General features: G+C 43.0%; 8 protein-coding genes. 7 read left to right on the top strand and 1 reads right to left on the bottom strand.

Going from position 1 to position 18,442, the window contains the following annotated elements; all coding sequences use genetic code 11:
• The 7 genes from D2V05_RS11700 to D2V05_RS11670 all read left to right on the top strand — a co-directional run bounded on the left by D2V05_RS11700 (position 1) and on the right by D2V05_RS11670 (position 14,690).
• On the top strand, positions 1-1,521 hold the full coding sequence (locus D2V05_RS11700) for a RagB/SusD family nutrient uptake outer membrane protein (protein ID WP_119647837.1): 1,521 nt from the start codon (positions 1-3) through the stop codon (positions 1,519-1,521).
• 257 nt (positions 1,522-1,778) lie between these two features.
• On the top strand, positions 1,779-5,000 hold the full coding sequence (locus tag D2V05_RS11695) for a VCBS repeat-containing protein (RefSeq protein ID WP_235855445.1): 3,222 nt from the start codon (positions 1,779-1,781) through the stop codon (positions 4,998-5,000).
• Positions 5,001-8,348: a VCBS repeat-containing protein gene (locus tag D2V05_RS11690; protein WP_119647835.1), complete on the top strand. Its 3,348-nt coding sequence runs from the start codon at positions 5,001-5,003 to the stop codon at positions 8,346-8,348.
• Entirely contained in the window at positions 8,341-11,577 is a 3,237-nt protein-coding gene (locus D2V05_RS11685; protein WP_119647834.1) for a VCBS repeat-containing protein, read from the top strand. Before D2V05_RS11690 ends, D2V05_RS11685 begins: the two co-directional genes overlap by 8 nt.
• 10 nt (positions 11,578-11,587) lie before the next feature.
• Positions 11,588-12,919, top strand: coding sequence for a vanadium-dependent haloperoxidase (locus D2V05_RS11680; RefSeq protein WP_119647997.1), 1,332 nt, complete (start codon positions 11,588-11,590; stop codon positions 12,917-12,919).
• Positions 12,920-12,985: 66 nt separating this feature from the next.
• Positions 12,986-13,840, top strand: a complete 855-nt coding sequence (locus tag D2V05_RS11675) for a GyrI-like domain-containing protein (protein WP_235855444.1) — start codon at positions 12,986-12,988, stop codon at positions 13,838-13,840.
• Positions 13,833-14,690, top strand: coding sequence for an NHL repeat-containing protein (locus tag D2V05_RS11670; RefSeq protein ID WP_119647832.1), 858 nt, complete (start codon positions 13,833-13,835; stop codon positions 14,688-14,690). Before D2V05_RS11675 ends, D2V05_RS11670 begins: the two co-directional genes overlap by 8 nt.
• Here the strand turns inward: D2V05_RS11670 and D2V05_RS11665 are convergent.
• A complete protein-coding gene (locus tag D2V05_RS11665; RefSeq protein WP_119647831.1) occupies positions 14,687-18,403 on the bottom strand; it encodes a metallophosphoesterase in 3,717 nt (1,238 codons plus the stop codon). The two genes, D2V05_RS11670 and D2V05_RS11665, sit on opposite strands and share 4 nt — an antisense overlap.
• Between the last annotated feature and the right edge of the window lie 39 nt (positions 18,404-18,442).

Genomic DNA, 18,442 nt, shown 5'->3' with positions numbered 1-18,442 from the left:
ATGAAAGCTTTGAAACTAAACAAAATATACATTTGGGCAATCGCGCTGGCAATGGTCGGTTGTACCAATTTGGAGATAGAACAGACCGACTCCATATTCGCCGATTTGAGTGGTGAGTTCAATGGAGTGGACGCTGGTGGTACACTTACGGACCTATACAATGCCGTAAGAAGCCAAACAGAGAGCCAAGAAAACCTTTATGCTCTTACCGAGGTAAGTTCAGATGAGTTCGTGGTACCTACCCGTGGAACCGACTGGGGAGATAATGGGGTTTGGAGGACGTTGCACTCCCACACTTGGAGTCCAACCCACCAAAGGGTAAAAAACACTTGGAACGACCAAAACAGGAATGTTTACAATGCTACTACCATTATCGATAGCAGAAGTAACCCGACCGCACAACAAGCCGCCGAAGCTAAATTCATAAGGGCTTACAGTATGTTTTGGTTGATCGATATGTTCGGACAAGTTCCTTTCAGGACCCCAGATGAAGGTCCAGATGTGAACCCAACCGTAATGAGTCGTGCAGAAGCATTTGACTTTGCGGTTAAGGATTTGACCGAAGCCATTCCCGATCTTCCTTCGATTGGCCCAAGTACCGATTTGGTCGGTGCCTCAAAAGCAGCAGGCATGCTCCTTTTGGCCAAGTTCTACTTGAACAAGCACATTTTCACCGGAACCGGAACAGCTGATGCTTCAGACATGGCCCAAGTAATCAGCCTTGTTGATGACATTAAAGCCGAAGGTTTTGATTTGCAAGAGGGATATTTTGAATTGTTTGAGGATTCCGTAAACAACGAAACCATCTGGTTTACTACCTCAAGCGTTGGTAACAACATTTGGGATACCTTGCACTACAATCAAATTGTTCCCGACCAAGCGGGTGGATGGAACGGATTCACCACTATCGCTGAATTCTACGATTTGTTCGAAGGTGATCCAAACATCAATGTCCCTGGTTCAGGTCAAGAGGAAAGAAGAGGATTTGTGCCTACTGACGGTACCAATTACGGTATTGGAAATGGGTTCTTGATTGGTCAACAATACGATGCCAATGGTAATGCCTACAAGGACAGGACCGGTGCACCTCTTGTGTTCACCAAAGAACTACCAGGATTGTTGGGTAACAATGAAAGAACCGGTATCAGGGTAATCAAATACAACCCTGCCAACGGCGCCTTCGCTAACCACAAAATCGTATTCCGTTATGCCGATGCCCATTTGATGAAGGCGGAAGCAACCTTTAGAAGTGGTGGAGATGCCACTGCCTTGATCAACGAGCTTAGAACCCTTAGGGGAGCTAGCCCAATCGGCAGTGTTACAGAACAGGACATTATTGATGAGAGAGGAAGGGAATTGTATGGTGAGCAATGGAGAAGAAACGATTTGATCCGTTTTGGGCAATTTACCGCTCCTTGGTCATACAAAGAGGTTTCCGGTGATGAAACCAAAAACTTGTTCCCAATTCCTGCAACAGCTATCATTTCTAACCCTAACTTGGTTCAGAACCCAGGATACTAACATTATCAAAGTTTAAGCTGTTTTTATAAACATGGAAAGGCCACCGATCGGTGGCCTTTCCTTTTTGCCATTTTTCATTCTATTAGTCGTTTATTAATTCTTTTTTTGACAAACATTAATATCTCCAATACTTCTATTCCCTATGGAAATAAGTATCTTGACCCGTGCTATTGAAAGATAAAATGAGAGAACCGTACTGGCTTGTTCTCGGGGTGATACTAACCTTGGTTTGCTGTGAAAAATCAGGACCTAAAACATTGTTTGAACTAAAAGATTCCAGTTATACCGGGATTACGTTCAAAAATGAACTCACACAAACCCCGGAACTAAATATTCTTAACTATCTCTACTTCTATAACGGGGCGGGAGTTGCCGCGGGCGACTTTAATGGGGACAACTTGGTCGACCTTTATTTTACATCCAACCAAGGATCGGATAAATTATACCTGAACAAGGGGAATTTTCAATTTGAGGATATCACCACCGCAGCACATATTAATAACAATACAGGGTGGACCACAGGGGTTACTCATGTCGACATTAACAACGATGGTCTTTTGGACCTTTACATCTGTAAAGTGGGCGACCACGGGAGTATCCAGGGACAAAACCTACTTTATATCAATCAAGGTAACAATGAAAAAGGAGTTCCTGTCTTCAAGGAAGAAGCATCCAATTATGGCCTGGACTTCATTGGTTATGCTACCCAAGCTGCTTTTTTTGATTACGACCTTGATGGGGATCTGGACATGTACCTGATGAACCACTCGGTTAACCCCAACCGATCTTATGGAAAAGGGTCCAAAAGAAAAATAGTGGATTCCATGTCTGGCGATATCCTTTATAGAAACGATGATGGACACTACTCAAACGTTTCAAAAGAAGCTGGCATTTTTCAGGGAGCCATTGGCTATGGATTGGGATTGGCCATAAGCGACATCAACAATGATGGATATTTGGACATCTATGTTGGGAATGATTTTTTTGAAAATGACTATCTCTACATCAATCAAAAAGATGGTACGTTTAAAGAAACCATTTCCGAGGACGATAAAAAAATGGGGCATACCACCCATTTCTCCATGGGAAATGACATTGCGGACATCAACAATGATGGCCTCTCCGACATTTTATCCCTAGACATGTTGCCCGAAGATCTTGAAACCTATAAAACCTCCGGTCTGGAGTATCCCTATCCCGTTTATCAACAATATTTGAGAAACGGTTTTGCACCACAATACATGCAGAATGCCTTGCTACTAAACCTAGATGGGGAAAATTTTGGGGAAATCGCGAACCTTAGCGGTATTGATGCCACAGAATGGTCCTGGGGTGCCCTTTTTGCAGATTTTGACAACGATGGCTTTAAAGATTTATTCATTTCCAATGGGATACAGGGTGTGACCAATGATATGGATTATATCAATTACATTTCTAATGAAGAGATCCAGAAAACCATAGAAAAAGGGCTTACCGACAAGGATATGGAACTGATCGATCGTTTACCTACCAAAAAAGTCCAGAATTACTTTTATAAGAATAACGGGAGTGCAACCTTTACGAATGTCACCGACTCTTGGGCACCTCAAATAACGTCATTTAGCAATGGTTGCGTTTATACCGACTTGGACAACGATGGAGATTTGGATGTGGTTGTGAACAATGTTAACCAAGAGGCCTTTGTGATGGAAAACACCTTGACCGGGAACAATTTTATCAAAATTAAATTTAAAGGAAGCCCCGAGAACCGTTTGGGCCTTGGAGCCAAAGCCATTGTTTATCAAAAGGATGGGCAGGCGGTCCAAGAAAATATAGTAACAAGAGGGTTTCTTTCCGCCAAGGACTATTCTTTGAATTTTGGTGTTGGGCGGGATTCAATCCTCGATTCCATCCAGATTGTATGGCCTGGGGGCGCTTATGAAACCTTGCTTAATATTGAGGCCAACAGAACTTTGGAAGTATCCATATCCAATGCATCGGGAAATTTTTACGAAAATCGAACCGAATCCACTCTATCAGAGTATGCAAAAATGGAAAACCCGATTGACTTTGTACATAAAGAGTATCCGTCGCTCGACTTCGACCGGAACCCCTTGGTTCCCTTTTCCTACTCCAACGAAGGACCTTCAATCTCCGTAGCGGACATCAACAATGATGGACAGGAAGATCTGTTCATCTGTGGAGGTAAAAATCAGGCCTCGGCACTTTTCCTTCAGGACGAAAAAGGCTCTTTTAAAGAACATCAGCCCGAACTGTTCGGACCTGACGCTATCAATGAGGACATTGACCAGGCCTTCTTCGATGCGGACAATGACGGGGACCTCGACCTCGTCGTGGTAAGTGGTGGAAATGAATTTACCCGTGGAAAACCCCTTCAACCCAGATTTTACAGGAATGAAAACGGCAAATTTTCCAAAGAAATAAACAAGTTTGACGGCATAGAGGTCAATGCTTCCAAAGTGGTAGCCGTTGATATGGATAAAGACGGGGATTTAGATCTTTGCATTGCTTCCAACAATGTTCCCGCAAAATTCGGGATAAAATCCAATCAGTTCATTTTAGAGAATGATGGTAATGGAAATTTTAAGGACATGACCTCCACTTTTGCCCCAGATTTTAAAGATATAGGCAATGTAAAGGATATAGTTTGGACCGATTTGGATAAAAATGGCTTTCCTGATCTTATTGTGGCAGGGCATTGGAATCCCATTACTGTTTTTATGAACAATGGCCAATACCTTGTAAAACAAAAAGACAATGGGCTCGAAAATACCAATGGGTGGTGGAACTGCCTTGAGCTCGCTGATTTGGACAATGATGGGGATATGGACATACTGGCAGGCAATTGGGGGTTGAACACTAAATTCCATGCCTCCGTAGAGAAACCCATTACCCTTTATATCAATGACTTTGATGGCAACGGCTCCATTGAAACCGTGGTGACCCATTTTCACGGCGATAAGGAAACTGCATTTTCATCCAAGGACGAGCTAGCGAAGCAAATGCCTTTTTTAAACAAGAAGTTTCTATTCTATAAAGATTTTGCCAAGGCCTCCCTCGAGGAACTTTTTGGCAAGGATAAATTGGACCAATCCACTAAAAGGAAGGTGTATGTCCTGGGTACATCTTATTTCGAAAATGACGGAAAAGGCAACTTTGCAACCAAAGAACTACCATGGTTGGCACAGTCATCCACGGTGAATGATATTTATCTGGACAAGAACGATAAACAAACGATTAATGAAATATTAATGGTAGGCAATAATTTTGAGATAAGCACCCAACTTGGTAGATTAGACGCTTCACACGGGTTTTTATTGCAAAATGATGAAAGTGGCAACATAAGTTGGAAGCATAACTTAGGAATTTCCGGCGCTGCCAGAACAATTGAAAAAATAAATATGAATGGGAAAGAGGTGTTCATCATTTCATTGAACAACGAGGCTCCCATTTTTTTAGTGAAAAAAACAGCACAATAGATGAAACTGAGATATGCCGTTCCATGCCTTTTGATGATACTCTCCCTGGCATGCAAAAACAAGGAGGCTGACCAAGAGACCCAAGAAGAGCAAACCGAAACGCTCTATACCCTGTTGACCCCGGAAGAAACCGGTGTGACCTTCGTAAACAAGGTAGAAAACCAAAAGAATTTCAATATTTTCAAATACAGAAACTTTTACAATGGTGGCGGTGTGGCCATTGGTGATATCAACAATGATGGCCTTCAGGACATCTATCTGACCGGGAACATGGTGGCCAACCGGCTCTACTTGAACAAGGGCAACTTCCAGTTTGAGGACATTTCCGAAAGTGCGGGGGTAACGGGAAACAAACCATGGTCCACTGGTGTGGTCATGGTGGATATAAACCAAGATGGCCTTTTGGACATTTATGTCTGTAATGCCGGTAACATGGAAGGCAATAACCATGACAATGACCTTTACATCAACAATGGGGACCTCACCTTTACCGAAAAAGCGGAGGAATACAATCTCGCCAAAACCGGGTTTACCACTCATGCCTCCTTTTTTGATTATGACAAGGATGGGGATTTGGACGCTTACATCCTGAACAATAGCAATATTCCGGTAAGTAGCCTTGGTTATGCCGAACAGCGAGACGTTAGGGCCCAAGATTGGGAAGGGGTTCCAGATATCTTCAAGGGAGTGGGAGATATGCTTTTAAGAAACGATAATGGCAAATTTGTGGATGTCAGTGAAGAAGCCGGAATCTACGGTAGTCTTATTGGTTTTGGTCTTGGAGTTTTGGTGACAGATTTCAATGGTGACCTCTATCCTGACATTTACGTTTCGAACGATTTTTATGAACGGGATTATCTCTACATCAATCAAAAAGACGGAACATTCAAGGAAGAAATCAAGGATTGGACTTCCCACCTGAGCCTTTCCGCAATGGGAATCGATGTAGCCGACATCAACAATGATGGGCACAATGATATCTTTATCACCGATATGCTTCCCGAGAAGGAGAACAGGGTGAAATCAGTCATGGAATTTGAAGGATACAATGTTTTTAATCTAAAACAAAGTAAAGATTTCGGGCAGCAATATATTCAGAATACCCTTCAGCTTAACAATGGCAATGGCACCTTCTCTGAGATTGCCTATTACAGTGGTATCGACGCCACGGACTGGAGTTGGGCAGGACTGATCTTTGATATGGACAATGATGGACTGAAAGACATATTCATCACCAACGGGATTAACCACGACCTTACGGATTTGGACTTTGTTGACTTTTTTGCAAACGAAATCGTGCAAAAAATGGCTTTGACAGGCAAAAAGGAATCCATTGATTCCATTATCAGTAAAATGCCTGTTAAACCCCAACCCAATTATGCCTATAAAAACAATGGGGACATCTCGTTCAAAAATGCCAACAAGGAATGGGGCTTTGACCTCCCCTCCCGATCCAATGGGGCGGCATATGCCGATTTGGACAATGATGGCGACCTGGATCTCGTCATCAACAATGTGAACACGCCCGCCTTTGTATATAAGAACAATGCTGACACACAGTTACACAACAACTTTATTCAGTTGAAGTTCAAAGGACCCAAAACCAATGCTTTTGCGGTCGGTGCATTGGCCAAATTCTATTTTGATGGCAATATTGTGAACCAAGAACTGATCCCATCCCGTGGGTTCCAGTCTTCTATGGGATATGAAATGACCATTGGTCTGGGCAAAACCGAAAAATTGGATTCCATCAGGGTGGTATGGCCAGACGACCTTACCGAAAAAATGGAAAACATTCCTTCCAACCAAGTCATCACTTTTAATCATGCCAATGCAAAGGAAACCTACAAGCTTCCAAAAGAAGAGTCCAAAAAATCCTACTTGAACGAGTTGGACACCAATAGTTTTGTAACTCACAAAGAGGACAATTACAATGATTTTGATTACGAGGGCCTTATTTATGAAAAATTGTCGCAAGAAGGGCCTTCACTTGCTGTGGCTGATGTCAATGGAGACGGTAACGAGGATTTTTACATTGGTGGGGCCAGTGGCCAAGCGGGTGCCCTGTACATCCATTCCGGCAATGGAAAAGTGGCCCAAAAGAAATTGGATGTGTTTGAAAATGACAAAGAGTTTGAGGACGTAGCCGCTGCATTTTTCGATGCCGATGGTGACGGGGACCAAGATCTGATGGTTGGCTCTGGAGGCAACAATGTTGGGGAACAACGAACTTATAGGGCTCGTCTATACTTGAACGATGGCAAAGGAAATTTCACCAAATCCCCAAATGAGTTACCTTCCACTTTCAAGAATATTTCCACTATTGCCCCTTACGATTTTGATGGTGATGGTGACATGGATGTGTTTATCGGATCACGCAGTGTGGTAGGTGTGTATGGCTTGTCTCCCGACCATCTATTTCTGGAGAATATGGGAGATGGCACTTTTACCAATGTAACCGAACGTTTGGGGTATGACCTCAAAGACGCAGGCATGGTAACCGATTCCAAATGGGTAGATATTGATGGTGATAATAAAAAAGATCTTATTGTAACGGCAGAGTGGGACACCCCAAAAATTTATAAGAACACAGGCAGAAGATTGACAAAAATGTCCAGTTCACTGGATAGTTTATACGGATGGTGGAACACTGTGGAAGCTGCCGATTTGGATGGCGATGGAGATCAAGATCTGATTTTGGGCAATCAAGGGTTGAACCTACATTACAAACCCACCGAATATGCCCCCATGAAAATGTGGATCAATGACTACGACAACAACGGCACCATAGAACAGATCGTTACCCTACAAGAAAATGGTGGCGATTATCCCATCCATCAAAAAAGAGAGCTTACGGAACAATTACCGGCACTCAAAAAACAGAACTTGAAAGCTTCTGACTATGCAAATCGAACCATTCACCAACTCTTCCCGGAAGATGTACTGGCAAAGTCCATCGTGAAAAAAGTGGAGACTTCTGCCTCGGTAATCGCCATCAATGAAGGAGGGGGCAAGTTCCGAATCCAAAACTTGCCGCCTAGGGTGCAACTTTCGTGCATTTGCGACATTACGTGTACCGATGTGAACCATGATGGAAATCTAGACCTGATCATGGCAGGCAATAATTTTGAGTTCAAACCACAATTTTCCAGATTGGATGCCAGCCAGGGCAATCTATTGTTAGGGGATGGTAAATTGGGCTTTACGTGGCAGGAGTATGGCACCAGTGGGTTCAAGGTCAGGGATGAGGTAAAATATATTGAGCAATTCAAGGACAAAAATGGTAAGACCTTTGTCATTACCGCGATCAACAACAATAAACCTAAGATATTTGCCATCAATGAATAGGTTTTTGTCCATAATCCTTGTTTTTGTCCTTTTTGTTTCCTGCAAAAAGGAGGGCAGCCTTTTTGAAAACCCCAAACCAAAAGACACGGGAATCGAATTCACGAATACACTGACCTCAACGGAAGATCTCAGTATTTTGGACTATCTCTACTTTTACAACGGTGGCGGGGTTTCCATTGGGGACATCAACAACGATGGTCTTCCTGATATTTTCTTTACTGGCAACCAGGTAAAGAACAAATTGTATCTGAACAAGGGCGACCTTAAGTTTGAGGATATTTCCGGTACTGCAGGGATTGAAGGCAACAGTACTTGGAACACGGGCACTACCATGGCGGATGTAAACGGGGATGGTCTTTTGGACATTTATGTGTGTGCCGTAGTGGGCATTAATGGGTTCAATGGGTTCAATGAACTGTACATCAACAATGGGGATAATACCTTTACCGAAAGTGCCGCCAAATATGGGCTCGATTTTGACTCCTATAGTTCCAATGCCACCTTTTTTGATTATGATTTGGATGGCGATTTGGACCTATACCTGCTCAACCACGCAGTCCATACCCAAAATTCATTTGGACGCTTCGACCTAAGATATGAACGTCGTTATGAGACCGGGGACAAACTCATGAGGAACGATGACGGTAAATTTGTAGATGTAAGCGAAGAAGCTGGTATTTATGGTGGAATCAACGGTTATGGTTTGGGATTGGCCATCGCCGATTTCAACCAAGATGGATATCCCGATATTTATGTGGGCAACGACTTCCACGAGGATGACTATTACTATTTAAACAATGGTAATGGAACCTTTACAGAAAGCCTCAGAAAATATTTTGGACACACCAGTAGGTTCTCCATGGGGAACGATGTAGCCGACATCAACAATGACGGCAGGCCTGATTTTATGTCTTTGGACATGCTCCCAGAAGATGAAGTGGCACTAAAATCCTCTGAAGGAGATGACAACATCCAAACACAAAAAATGCGGATAGATCGGTTTGGGTACCACTATCAATTTACCAGGAACATGCTCTTTGTGAACCAACCGGATGGCAATTTCATGGAAACGGCCCTGATGAGTGGAATTGCTGCCACAGATTGGAGCTGGAGTGCCCTTTTTGCGGATTACGATCTTGATGGCCATCAAGATGTATTCATTTCCAATGGCATCCCCAAAAGACCCAACGACTTGGATTTTATCAACTTTGTATCCAGCGAACAAATCCAGAAAAAATTGGATAATACCAAATTGGTGGATGAAAGGGCCCTGGATCTTATGCCCTCAGGCAATGTGCACAATTACGTTTTTCAAGGAAATGAGGACTTGAACTTTAAGGACATGTCGGGCAATTGGATCACCAAGGACACCCTCATTTCAGGCGCCACCGCCATGGGTGACCTTGATGGGGATGGGGATATGGACCTGGTGACCAACAACATTAACCAACCGGCATCCCTGTACATCAACAAGGCCAACAAAAAAGGAAACTTTCTTGAACTAAAGTTCAAGTATACCAAAAAGAACACTTTTGGCATCGGAACCAAGGTATATTCCTATCAAAACGGCGGATTACAGTTTAAGGAACTGTTCCCCTCCCGTGGATTTCAGGCCTCTTCTGAACCGATGATCCATTTCGGATATGGGAACATCCAAAAAATAGATTCCATCAAGATCATATGGCCAGATAGGACGTATCAGGTATTGAAAAATGTTGCCGTAAATCAAATGCTTACCGTGGAACCAGAAAACACCAGGCCTTTTGATTACCGTTCACTGCATAAAGCACAAAAAAGACTCTTCAGCCCAGTTGCCAATAATTTGGGGTTGGATTTTACACATGTGGAGGACAACTATACCGACTTTAACCGTGAAAAGTTGATTCCTTACCAAGTTTCTGATAGAGGTCCTGCACTTGCTATTGGCGATTTGAACCGGGATGGGAAAGAGGACATCTATTTTGGTGGGTCCAAATTTGAACCGTCACAAATTTACCTGCAACAGGATTCTACTTTTGTAAAGCACAATTACCCTTCACTCCAGAAAGATTCCATCAAGGAAAATATTTCAGCGACCATAATGGATTTCAATAAGGATGGCAAAAACGACCTGTTTATTACCTCTGGAGGCGGTGACTTTTTTGGAAAATCGGACGCCTTGGTGGACAATTGCTTCATCCAACAAGATTCCACTTTTGTGTCGTTGGATCTTCCCAAATTCTTTCAAAATTCCTCTGTTGTGCGTCCTTTTGATTTTGACCAAGATGGCGATTTGGATGTGTTTGTGGGAGGGCATACCATTACTTCACGTTTCGGCGCACCGGCCACCTCCTATATCTTGGAAAATGTGGATGGCACCTTCCGAATATTCAAAGGGTTTGAAGAGCATTCCCAAGGAATGGTGACCGATGCCCTTTGGAGCGATTTTGACAACGATGGCTTCGCTGATCTTATATTGGTTGGAGAATGGATGTCACCCAAGTTCCTCAAAAATGAAAAGAATCGTTTCACTTTGATGAATGACCTGAACCTAAAAGGACTGTGGGAGGCCATTGAAGCTTTTGACATTGATCAAGATGGGGATATGGATTACTTACTAGGAAATTGGGGGACCAATTCCAAATTCAAGGCATCACAGGAGTATCCCATGAAATTGTATTTCAATGATTTTGACAAAAACGGGCAAACTGAAACGGTCACGTCCATGGAAAAAAATGGAAAGTACTATCCGTTGGAAACCTTGGACGGTCTTGCTTCCCAACTGGTGTTCCTTAAAAAGAAATACACCAGTTACAAGTCTTTTGCAGGCAAGACCATGCAAGAACTCTTTGGAGATGATATCCTTAAAAAATCCACGTTGTTGGAGGTCAATACCCTTCAATCCGGATATTTGAGAAACGACAACGGGAAATATGTATTCGTTCCCTTTAAAAATGAACTCCAGGTCTCTCCGATCATGACATTCCTTGTGGATGATTTTGACGGGGACGGCACCGCAGAAGCCTTGATAGGAGGAAATTATTTTGGCGTGAAGCCCTATCACGGACGTTTGGATTCCTTCCCAGGGGCATTGCTCAAAAATGAAAATGAAGTTGTTCTGGGTAATGTTCTGGGACTGGACTTTACCAAAAAATCATTACGCCATCTTAGGACCATCAACTTGGATGGACAAAAATATCTACTAGCCGTATTCAATAATGACAAAGCACAAGTCTATAAAATCAATTAATCAAAAGGCCATGAAAGTAAAAGTAAGTTTAATTGCATTCGTATTATTGGTTTTGACATCCTGTCAAAAGAAAGAAGAGCCCATTGTAGTCACCGCTGAGGAATTCCATCAATCCGTGGACCAAGTCGTCGAGATAATGATCCATGACATCTTTTCTCCTCCCGTGGCCAGTAGGATCTTTGCTTACCCCAACATTGCAGCTTATGAAATCATCGCAAAGAAAAATGATAAATATAAATCCTTGGCAGGCCAAGTAACCGAATTAACAAGTATTCCAGACCCCAAAAACTCGGAAAACATCAATTATGACCTAGCTGCCCTCATTGCGCACATTGATTTGAGCAAGCGACTTATTTTTTCCGAAGAAAGATTAGAAAATTATCGCGATAGCTTGTATTCTGTTTGGGCAAACCAAAACGAATCAGAGTTCAATGCCTCCAAGGAATATGGTTTGGAAGTGGCCAATTATATTGCCGCTTGGATGAACAAAGATAACTATAAAGAAACTCGCACCATGCCAAAGTTTACAGTAGATTCTGAAGATCCTACTCGTTGGCAGCCTACTCCGCCCGCCTATATGAATGGCATAGAACCGCACTGGAGCAAGATTCGCCCCTTTGCCTTGGATTCTGCGGCACAATTTAAACCAATACCCCCACCCTCTTTTTCATTGGACAAAGACTCTCAATTTTTTAAGGAGGTAATGGAAGTGTACGAGGTAAAAAAATCCATGATCGGCAAAGGCGATAAATCCGATGAGATTGCCATTGCCCAATTTTGGGATTGTAATCCGTACGTTTCCGTCACAAGGGGCCACCTGATGTTCGCCACTAAAAAAATAACCCCTGGCGCACACTGGATCGGGATTACCAAAATTGCATGCAGGAACACCAATGCGGATTTTGACAGAACTGTTTATGCCTATACCAAAACCTCCATTGCCATTGCAGATGCCTTCATTAGCTGTTGGGATGAAAAATACCGAAGTAACCTCATACGTCCGGAAACGGTAATCAACGAGTACATCGATGACAGTTGGGAACCAGTACTTCAGACACCGCCATTCCCTGAATATACCAGTGGACACAGTGTGGTCTCAGGAGCAGCTTCCACGGCCCTTACCGATGTTTTTGGGGATGATTTCGCCTTTGAGGACGACACTGAATTGCCCTATGGACTTCCTATCAGAACCTTTAAATCGTTCAGACAAGCGGCCGATGAGGCAGCCATCAGTAGAATGTACGGGGGTATCCACTACCGCGCCGCCATTGAGGTAGGCGTAAAACAAGGACGGGATCTAGGAAAATTTATTGTGGACAAATTGGACATGACTAAGGGCTAATCTTTATTTTTGCCCCTTGGTATGAGGAAGATTTTATCAATTATCGTTGCGCTTTTTTTGGTTTCCATGATATGGTACCTTTTTTTAAAGCCGCAGGATTATCAGGTCAGCTTTAATGCAAGGACTATCCCTGGAACAATTTATGAAAGTGTAAAGGCCTGGAACCGAACGCTGGACAGTTTTGCTCCCGTTGAATTTGAAAGTCCAACACATTTCACACAAAAGATTTTTGCCAATGATTCGGTACATCTTTACGACTGGGAAATAACCAAGGTTCATGATTCGTTGAGCAAGGTTACTGTGAATATCAAGGATGAAGAAAACTCCCTGCAAAACAAATTGGATGTAATCTTTCCCGACAATAATTTTGAAAAGGGATCTAGAAAAAGGCTCATTTCGTTCAATGAATTTTTAAACGACCATCTTAAAAAGTTCAAGGTTTCCGGAATAGAACAAGCGGAAACATTCACCACATTCTGTGCCTGTGTCTTTTTAAAGACCGCTCCAGAGCAAAAAGCGGCCGGAATCATGGCCAATTACCCGTTCTTGAATTCCATTTTGTTCGAGAATGACGTAAAATTGAACGGTCCTCCGTTTGTTGAGGTATTGGACTGGGATTTAAAAAAAGATAGTCTCTCCTACAATTTTTGTTACCCCATTATACGTTCTGAAAAATTACCGGAACATCCCAGTATCACTTATAAGCGTATTTTTCAAAAAAACGCATTGAAGACCATTTACAATGGTAACTACATCACTTCGGACAGGGCATGGTACTATTTGTTGGATTATGCCAAGGAACACAATATACCAGTAGAGGAAAAACCCATAGAGGTTTTTTACAACAATCCTAATATGGGAGGGGACGAATTGGAATGGAAAACCGAAGTGTATATACCCTTAAAGGAGACAGATGAATAAGATTGCCTTGATATTTCTTTTGGCAATGGCTCAGGGATGTGCCCAAAAATTGCCATACGGCAGTTTGAAGCTTCAAGGAAAATTCTCTTCCAAACTCAAGGAGGTATCTGGAATGGAAACGGCACCAAATGGTAATCTCTGGGTCATTGAGGATAGTGGCAACCAAGATAAGATATACGAGGTAGACCAAAAGGCTAAAACCATCAAATCAAAAAAAATAGCCCATGCCAAAAATGTGGACTGGGAAGAGTTGACCACAGATACCGAAGGCAATCTATACATTGGTGATTTTGGGAACAACAACAATTCCAGAAAAGACCTCGCTATCTATAAAATAACCAAGGGGCAATTAGGTAAAAAAGAACCCAAAGCACAAAAAATCGAGTTCCAATATCCTCAACAGAACAGCTTTCCCCCACAGAAGGACAGCCTGTATTTCGATACCGAAGGATTTTTCCATTCACAGGGTTATCTGTACATCTTCACCAAAAACAGAACACGCCCCTACAGTGGTAAAACATTGGTATACCGAGTTCCAGACCAAGTAGGTTCCTACAAAGCTGAATTGTTGGATTCCCTATTTCTCTGTGGAGACCAAGATCGTTGTTCCGTGACCAGCGCGGATATTTCTCCTGATGGAAATACCATAGCCCTTTTAAGCTATGGTCAAGTTTTCTTGATTACCGGTTTTCATCTCCCTGCTTTTTCGGAAGCCCATATTGAGACCATAGACCTATACTGTTCCACCCAAATTGAATCCATTTGCTTTTTGGACAACAAGACGCTTCTGGTTGCAGACGAAGAAAATAGGTTTGGTGGTAGACAACTCTATCGATACGTGATCCATTAGAACCCAAAGCCGAGCTGAAAGGCAAATCGCATACCATCCGAACTGTTGAAGAAACCAAAGTTGGCAGTCAATATATCAGCTCCATTCAAGAAAAAACCGCCACCATACGAATTATGCCACTTATCGGATGAATCCCCTGGAAACCATACACGACCATAGTCGAAACCTCCATAGATGCCCGGGGTTACCGGTAGCACTCCGGTACGTCTTCCACTAAAGCTATACCGCAGGTCCGTATTTTGGTAAAAGGCCGTTTTTCCCGTAAAGCGTTGGTACCTATACCCTCTTAATCCGTTATTGCCCCCAATGGAAGCCGCTTGGTAAAATTCATAATCATCCCCTAGGGTAAAATGTCCCTTTGCCTTGGTGGCAAGCACTAGCCTGCCGTTCGCAAGTAACTTATGGTCCATAGAAAAACTGGGGATGATATACCCAAAAGATCTTCCCGATTGTTCCACATTGGTCTTGAACCCTCCGTGCAGGGCAAAGCCCATCCCCAAGGTTGGGAATGCCTCGTTATCCGTATTGGTATAGCTGTATTCCCCATCCACACCCAAAAAACTCTGGTGGCTCTCTTCCCCATTTTCCAGATAAAATAGATTGATGAACCTATCCTGGGTTTCCTCTACCTCAATACTTTCATAAGAAGCACCTAACCTGATTTTAGAGCCCAAATAGCCTCTCCAAATAAAGGATGGGGCAAGACTAATGGTCCTCATACGTACCCTATTGTAGTCGAGACCCAAGGGTTCCACATCATCATTATTGACCGTTTCATTGCCAAAACCGAAGAAATTGAGGGTAAAATAGGGACTGGTGAACCTCGCTTTCAACTCAAGGTTTACCTGATTGAAAACATGGGCAAATTCTCCTTTGTACCCAATATCAAAACCATTGGTGGCAAAGTAATATGCAGCATTGAACACATGTTGCTGTGTAAACGGGTTTTGTCTGAAACCATTGAAGGTATACGTATCGGTTAGGCCAATCCTAAAACCATCATCAGGGTTGAACCCCAACGTTGGTAAAATTTGATTGTTACTGGATTTGATCTTTAAAAATTGATAGGTATTGGTATCGTAGTCATTGATCAGATTCGTTTTTCCCCCATAGGCTTCATCAAAAGTGTTCTTTTTGGTCTTGAAGTCGTATGCGTACACATTTCTTGACTTTTCAGAAATCTTGTAAACATCATTGTTCTGTCCACCCACAATACGCACTTTAATTCTTGAGGATTCAGTATTTACTTCAAACACATCATCATCATCCAACCCGTAGATCCATACCTCTTTCGTGTAAGCCGGGTCAAATGTCTTTTTAAAGAAAAGATCTGTCATGTCCCCGTCCTTTATACGATAGGCTCTCACCTCAACTCCCCCATTGGGTAGGGAAACTACATTGAAGTAATCGTCCTTGTCCGTACCCGTCACCACGCTGAATTTGTTGAGTACGGCATAATACGATTTGGCCGTTTCCACCAAGTTGTCCCTTCTGGACAAAAGCGCATGCTTGATGGTCGTCACCGTTTCATCCCTCACTTCTTCGGGAAATGCCATAAAAGCCTCATCGATTACCTGCTCGTTGATGTGTTGTTGGATGAATTTTGCCTCTTCGATCCACATGTCCAGATCTGATTCGGACAACAAAGCCATGTCCAAGGCAAAAGTTCTGGGCGATGAAGTAAAACCTTTTACACTTCTAATCTTTTCATGGAATCCCTCAAAGATGCGAAGTGCCGGAACGGCCCTTGAGCCAAAACCCATAATGACTCCATCACCCCAACGGGAAAACACTTGATCCCTATCCCTTGGGATGGGTTTGTATACCTTGTTCCCCTCTTTTGTCTTGAACTCTGCCCATCTCCATTGATCCACATGACGATCCCAGTCACCGATTAAAATATCAAAAAGGCGAGCTTTGACATACTCTTTTTGATCGATACTGTACTCCTCATCATCCCTTAGTTTATTGATCAGGTCGTATGTGCTTTCAATTTTCTTGGTACGTCCAAAACTTTCCAGATTGTCATGGTCATCCGAAACATGTTCCTCTATCATATATAGGCCATCACCAAAATCACTATTGTAATCTCCCAAAACAGATTGCTTGGGAACATAGTATAACTTTGGATTGGTGTGATAGATTCCCACGGCATCGGAAAGTTTCCCCACCGTAAAAGGTGCATAGGGATGGGCCCCGGTATATAGATCCAACAATAATTTTTCGGTATAGGTTCCTTCAAACTGCCCAATGATGTACTGATCCTGAAACGCGATGGCCTGAAGATATCTTTCAGCACTTTTTCTCAAGTCTCGCATCACATATTCCCTACCCTTGCTATCGGCCAATCGAAGGGAATTGGATTGGTTGCCACCACCTTTCCGTACCACTTTCAATCCTCCATAAAGAGTATCCAAAAGCACCGTAGGTGCCTTTACCTGGGTCCCATAATATTTTCGGTACCGCTCCCCCCAAAGCCATTTATGAAAACCACTTTTTGTTACCTCCTCTTGTGTGTAAATAGAAGCTGTTTTATAGGGTGGGAAGTCATTGGACATGGCAACCTCCGTGGTAGACCTATCGGGAGGCAATACTTGGGTATTGAACAAAAGGTCTTCCGAATCTGCATCGGCACCATAAAACGTAACGGTGGAAGAACCATCTTTGAACACTTTTAAAATAGTGTACCCTCCTCTCCCCGTAGAAAACTTGCTGCCGTTCACAAGTCGGGTAGACCCCGTTTTAGAGCCTGCGCCGCTAACAATCTGCGGTTTACCGTATTCTTCAATATATTGAAGGGTATGCTCGTGCCCCGAAACAAAAACCACCTTGTCCGAATATTGTGAAAGGGTGATGATCCGCTTTTTCAGTTCATTGTATTTTTTGTTGGATAGGTCCTCAATCGAAGCTCCTGAGGTTTTTCTCAACAGGTTTGCCGCAGAACCCAAGATGGGAAGAGGCACTTTGCCTCCTGTTGGATACAGTCCCTGCTCAAAGGAAAACTGGCCCCCATGCTCCCCATAGGTAAACAAAGGATGGTGCATCGCAATCACGATGGTTTTGTCCAGATTTTTCTTGATCAAGCTCTCCAGTTCCTCAAAAAACCTGCCTCGATCTTTGATCTCACATTTATCGTTCATGGTCGGATGCTTGTCCCAATCGGTCAGGTACCATTCCGTGTCTATGGCAATGACCATGATATCATCACTGATCTCAATGTCCTCAATGGGACAGCCGTTTTCAGGTTTAAAGACATTTTTATTGTCCAATGCCTTTTGAATATACTTTTCCTCCCTTTCCAATCCTTTCAGACCGCCGCTGTACCAATCGTGGTTTCCAGGAATGAACATAACGTTGCCCTTGAAGGATTCCAAGGTTGCCAACTGGGCATCCAAATAGTGCTTGGAGCGTTCATGCCCTTCAGAATCAACATCCTTATCCACAAATCCGGCAGGATAAATATTATCTCCCAAAAAAAGAACGGTACTCTTATTATCTGCTTTGTCCAAAACGGATTTGAACCTTTTCAGGGTTGGATTAAGGTCTCCTTCCGGTGATAGACCGGCATCCCCGATCAAGTAAAAGGTATGCTCGAGTTCCTTGTTTTTATCTGAAGGCAAGGTGCTTGAGTAGGGTTCGGCATATTTCGCCTCATAGGTGGCACAACCGTATCCCAAAACCAGTAAAAGGACCAAAAAGTAATGTTTCTTCATATCCCGTGAGGTTGACTCCAAAATTTTGTACTTTGGATA

It is taken from the genome of Flagellimonas pelagia, from assembly GCF_003584135.1.
In the GTDB taxonomy this organism is placed as follows: Bacteria; Bacteroidota; Bacteroidia; order Flavobacteriales; family Flavobacteriaceae; genus Flagellimonas; species Flagellimonas pelagia.
Note: the sequence above shows the minus strand (reverse complement) of the source record. Positions and strands in the feature narration are given on the sequence as shown.

Excerpts from the sequence above, each read along its gene's own strand:
- D2V05_RS11675 (WP_235855444.1), top strand. The coding sequence starts at position 12,986 with ATGATATGGTACCTTTTTTTAAAGCCGCAGGATTATCAGGTCAGCTTT.
- D2V05_RS11670 (WP_119647832.1), top strand. The coding sequence starts at position 13,833 with ATGAATAAGATTGCCTTGATATTTCTTTTGGCAATGGCTCAGGGATGT.
- D2V05_RS11680 (WP_119647997.1), top strand. The coding sequence starts at position 11,588 with ATGAAAGTAAAAGTAAGTTTAATTGCATTCGTATTATTGGTTTTGACA.
- D2V05_RS11700 (WP_119647837.1), top strand. The coding sequence starts at position 1 with ATGAAAGCTTTGAAACTAAACAAAATATACATTTGGGCAATCGCGCTG.
- D2V05_RS11690 (WP_119647835.1), top strand. The coding sequence starts at position 5,001 with ATGAAACTGAGATATGCCGTTCCATGCCTTTTGATGATACTCTCCCTG.
- D2V05_RS11685 (WP_119647834.1), top strand. The coding sequence starts at position 8,341 with ATGAATAGGTTTTTGTCCATAATCCTTGTTTTTGTCCTTTTTGTTTCC.
- D2V05_RS11665 (WP_119647831.1), bottom strand. The coding sequence starts at position 18,403 with ATGAAGAAACATTACTTTTTGGTCCTTTTACTGGTTTTGGGATACGGT.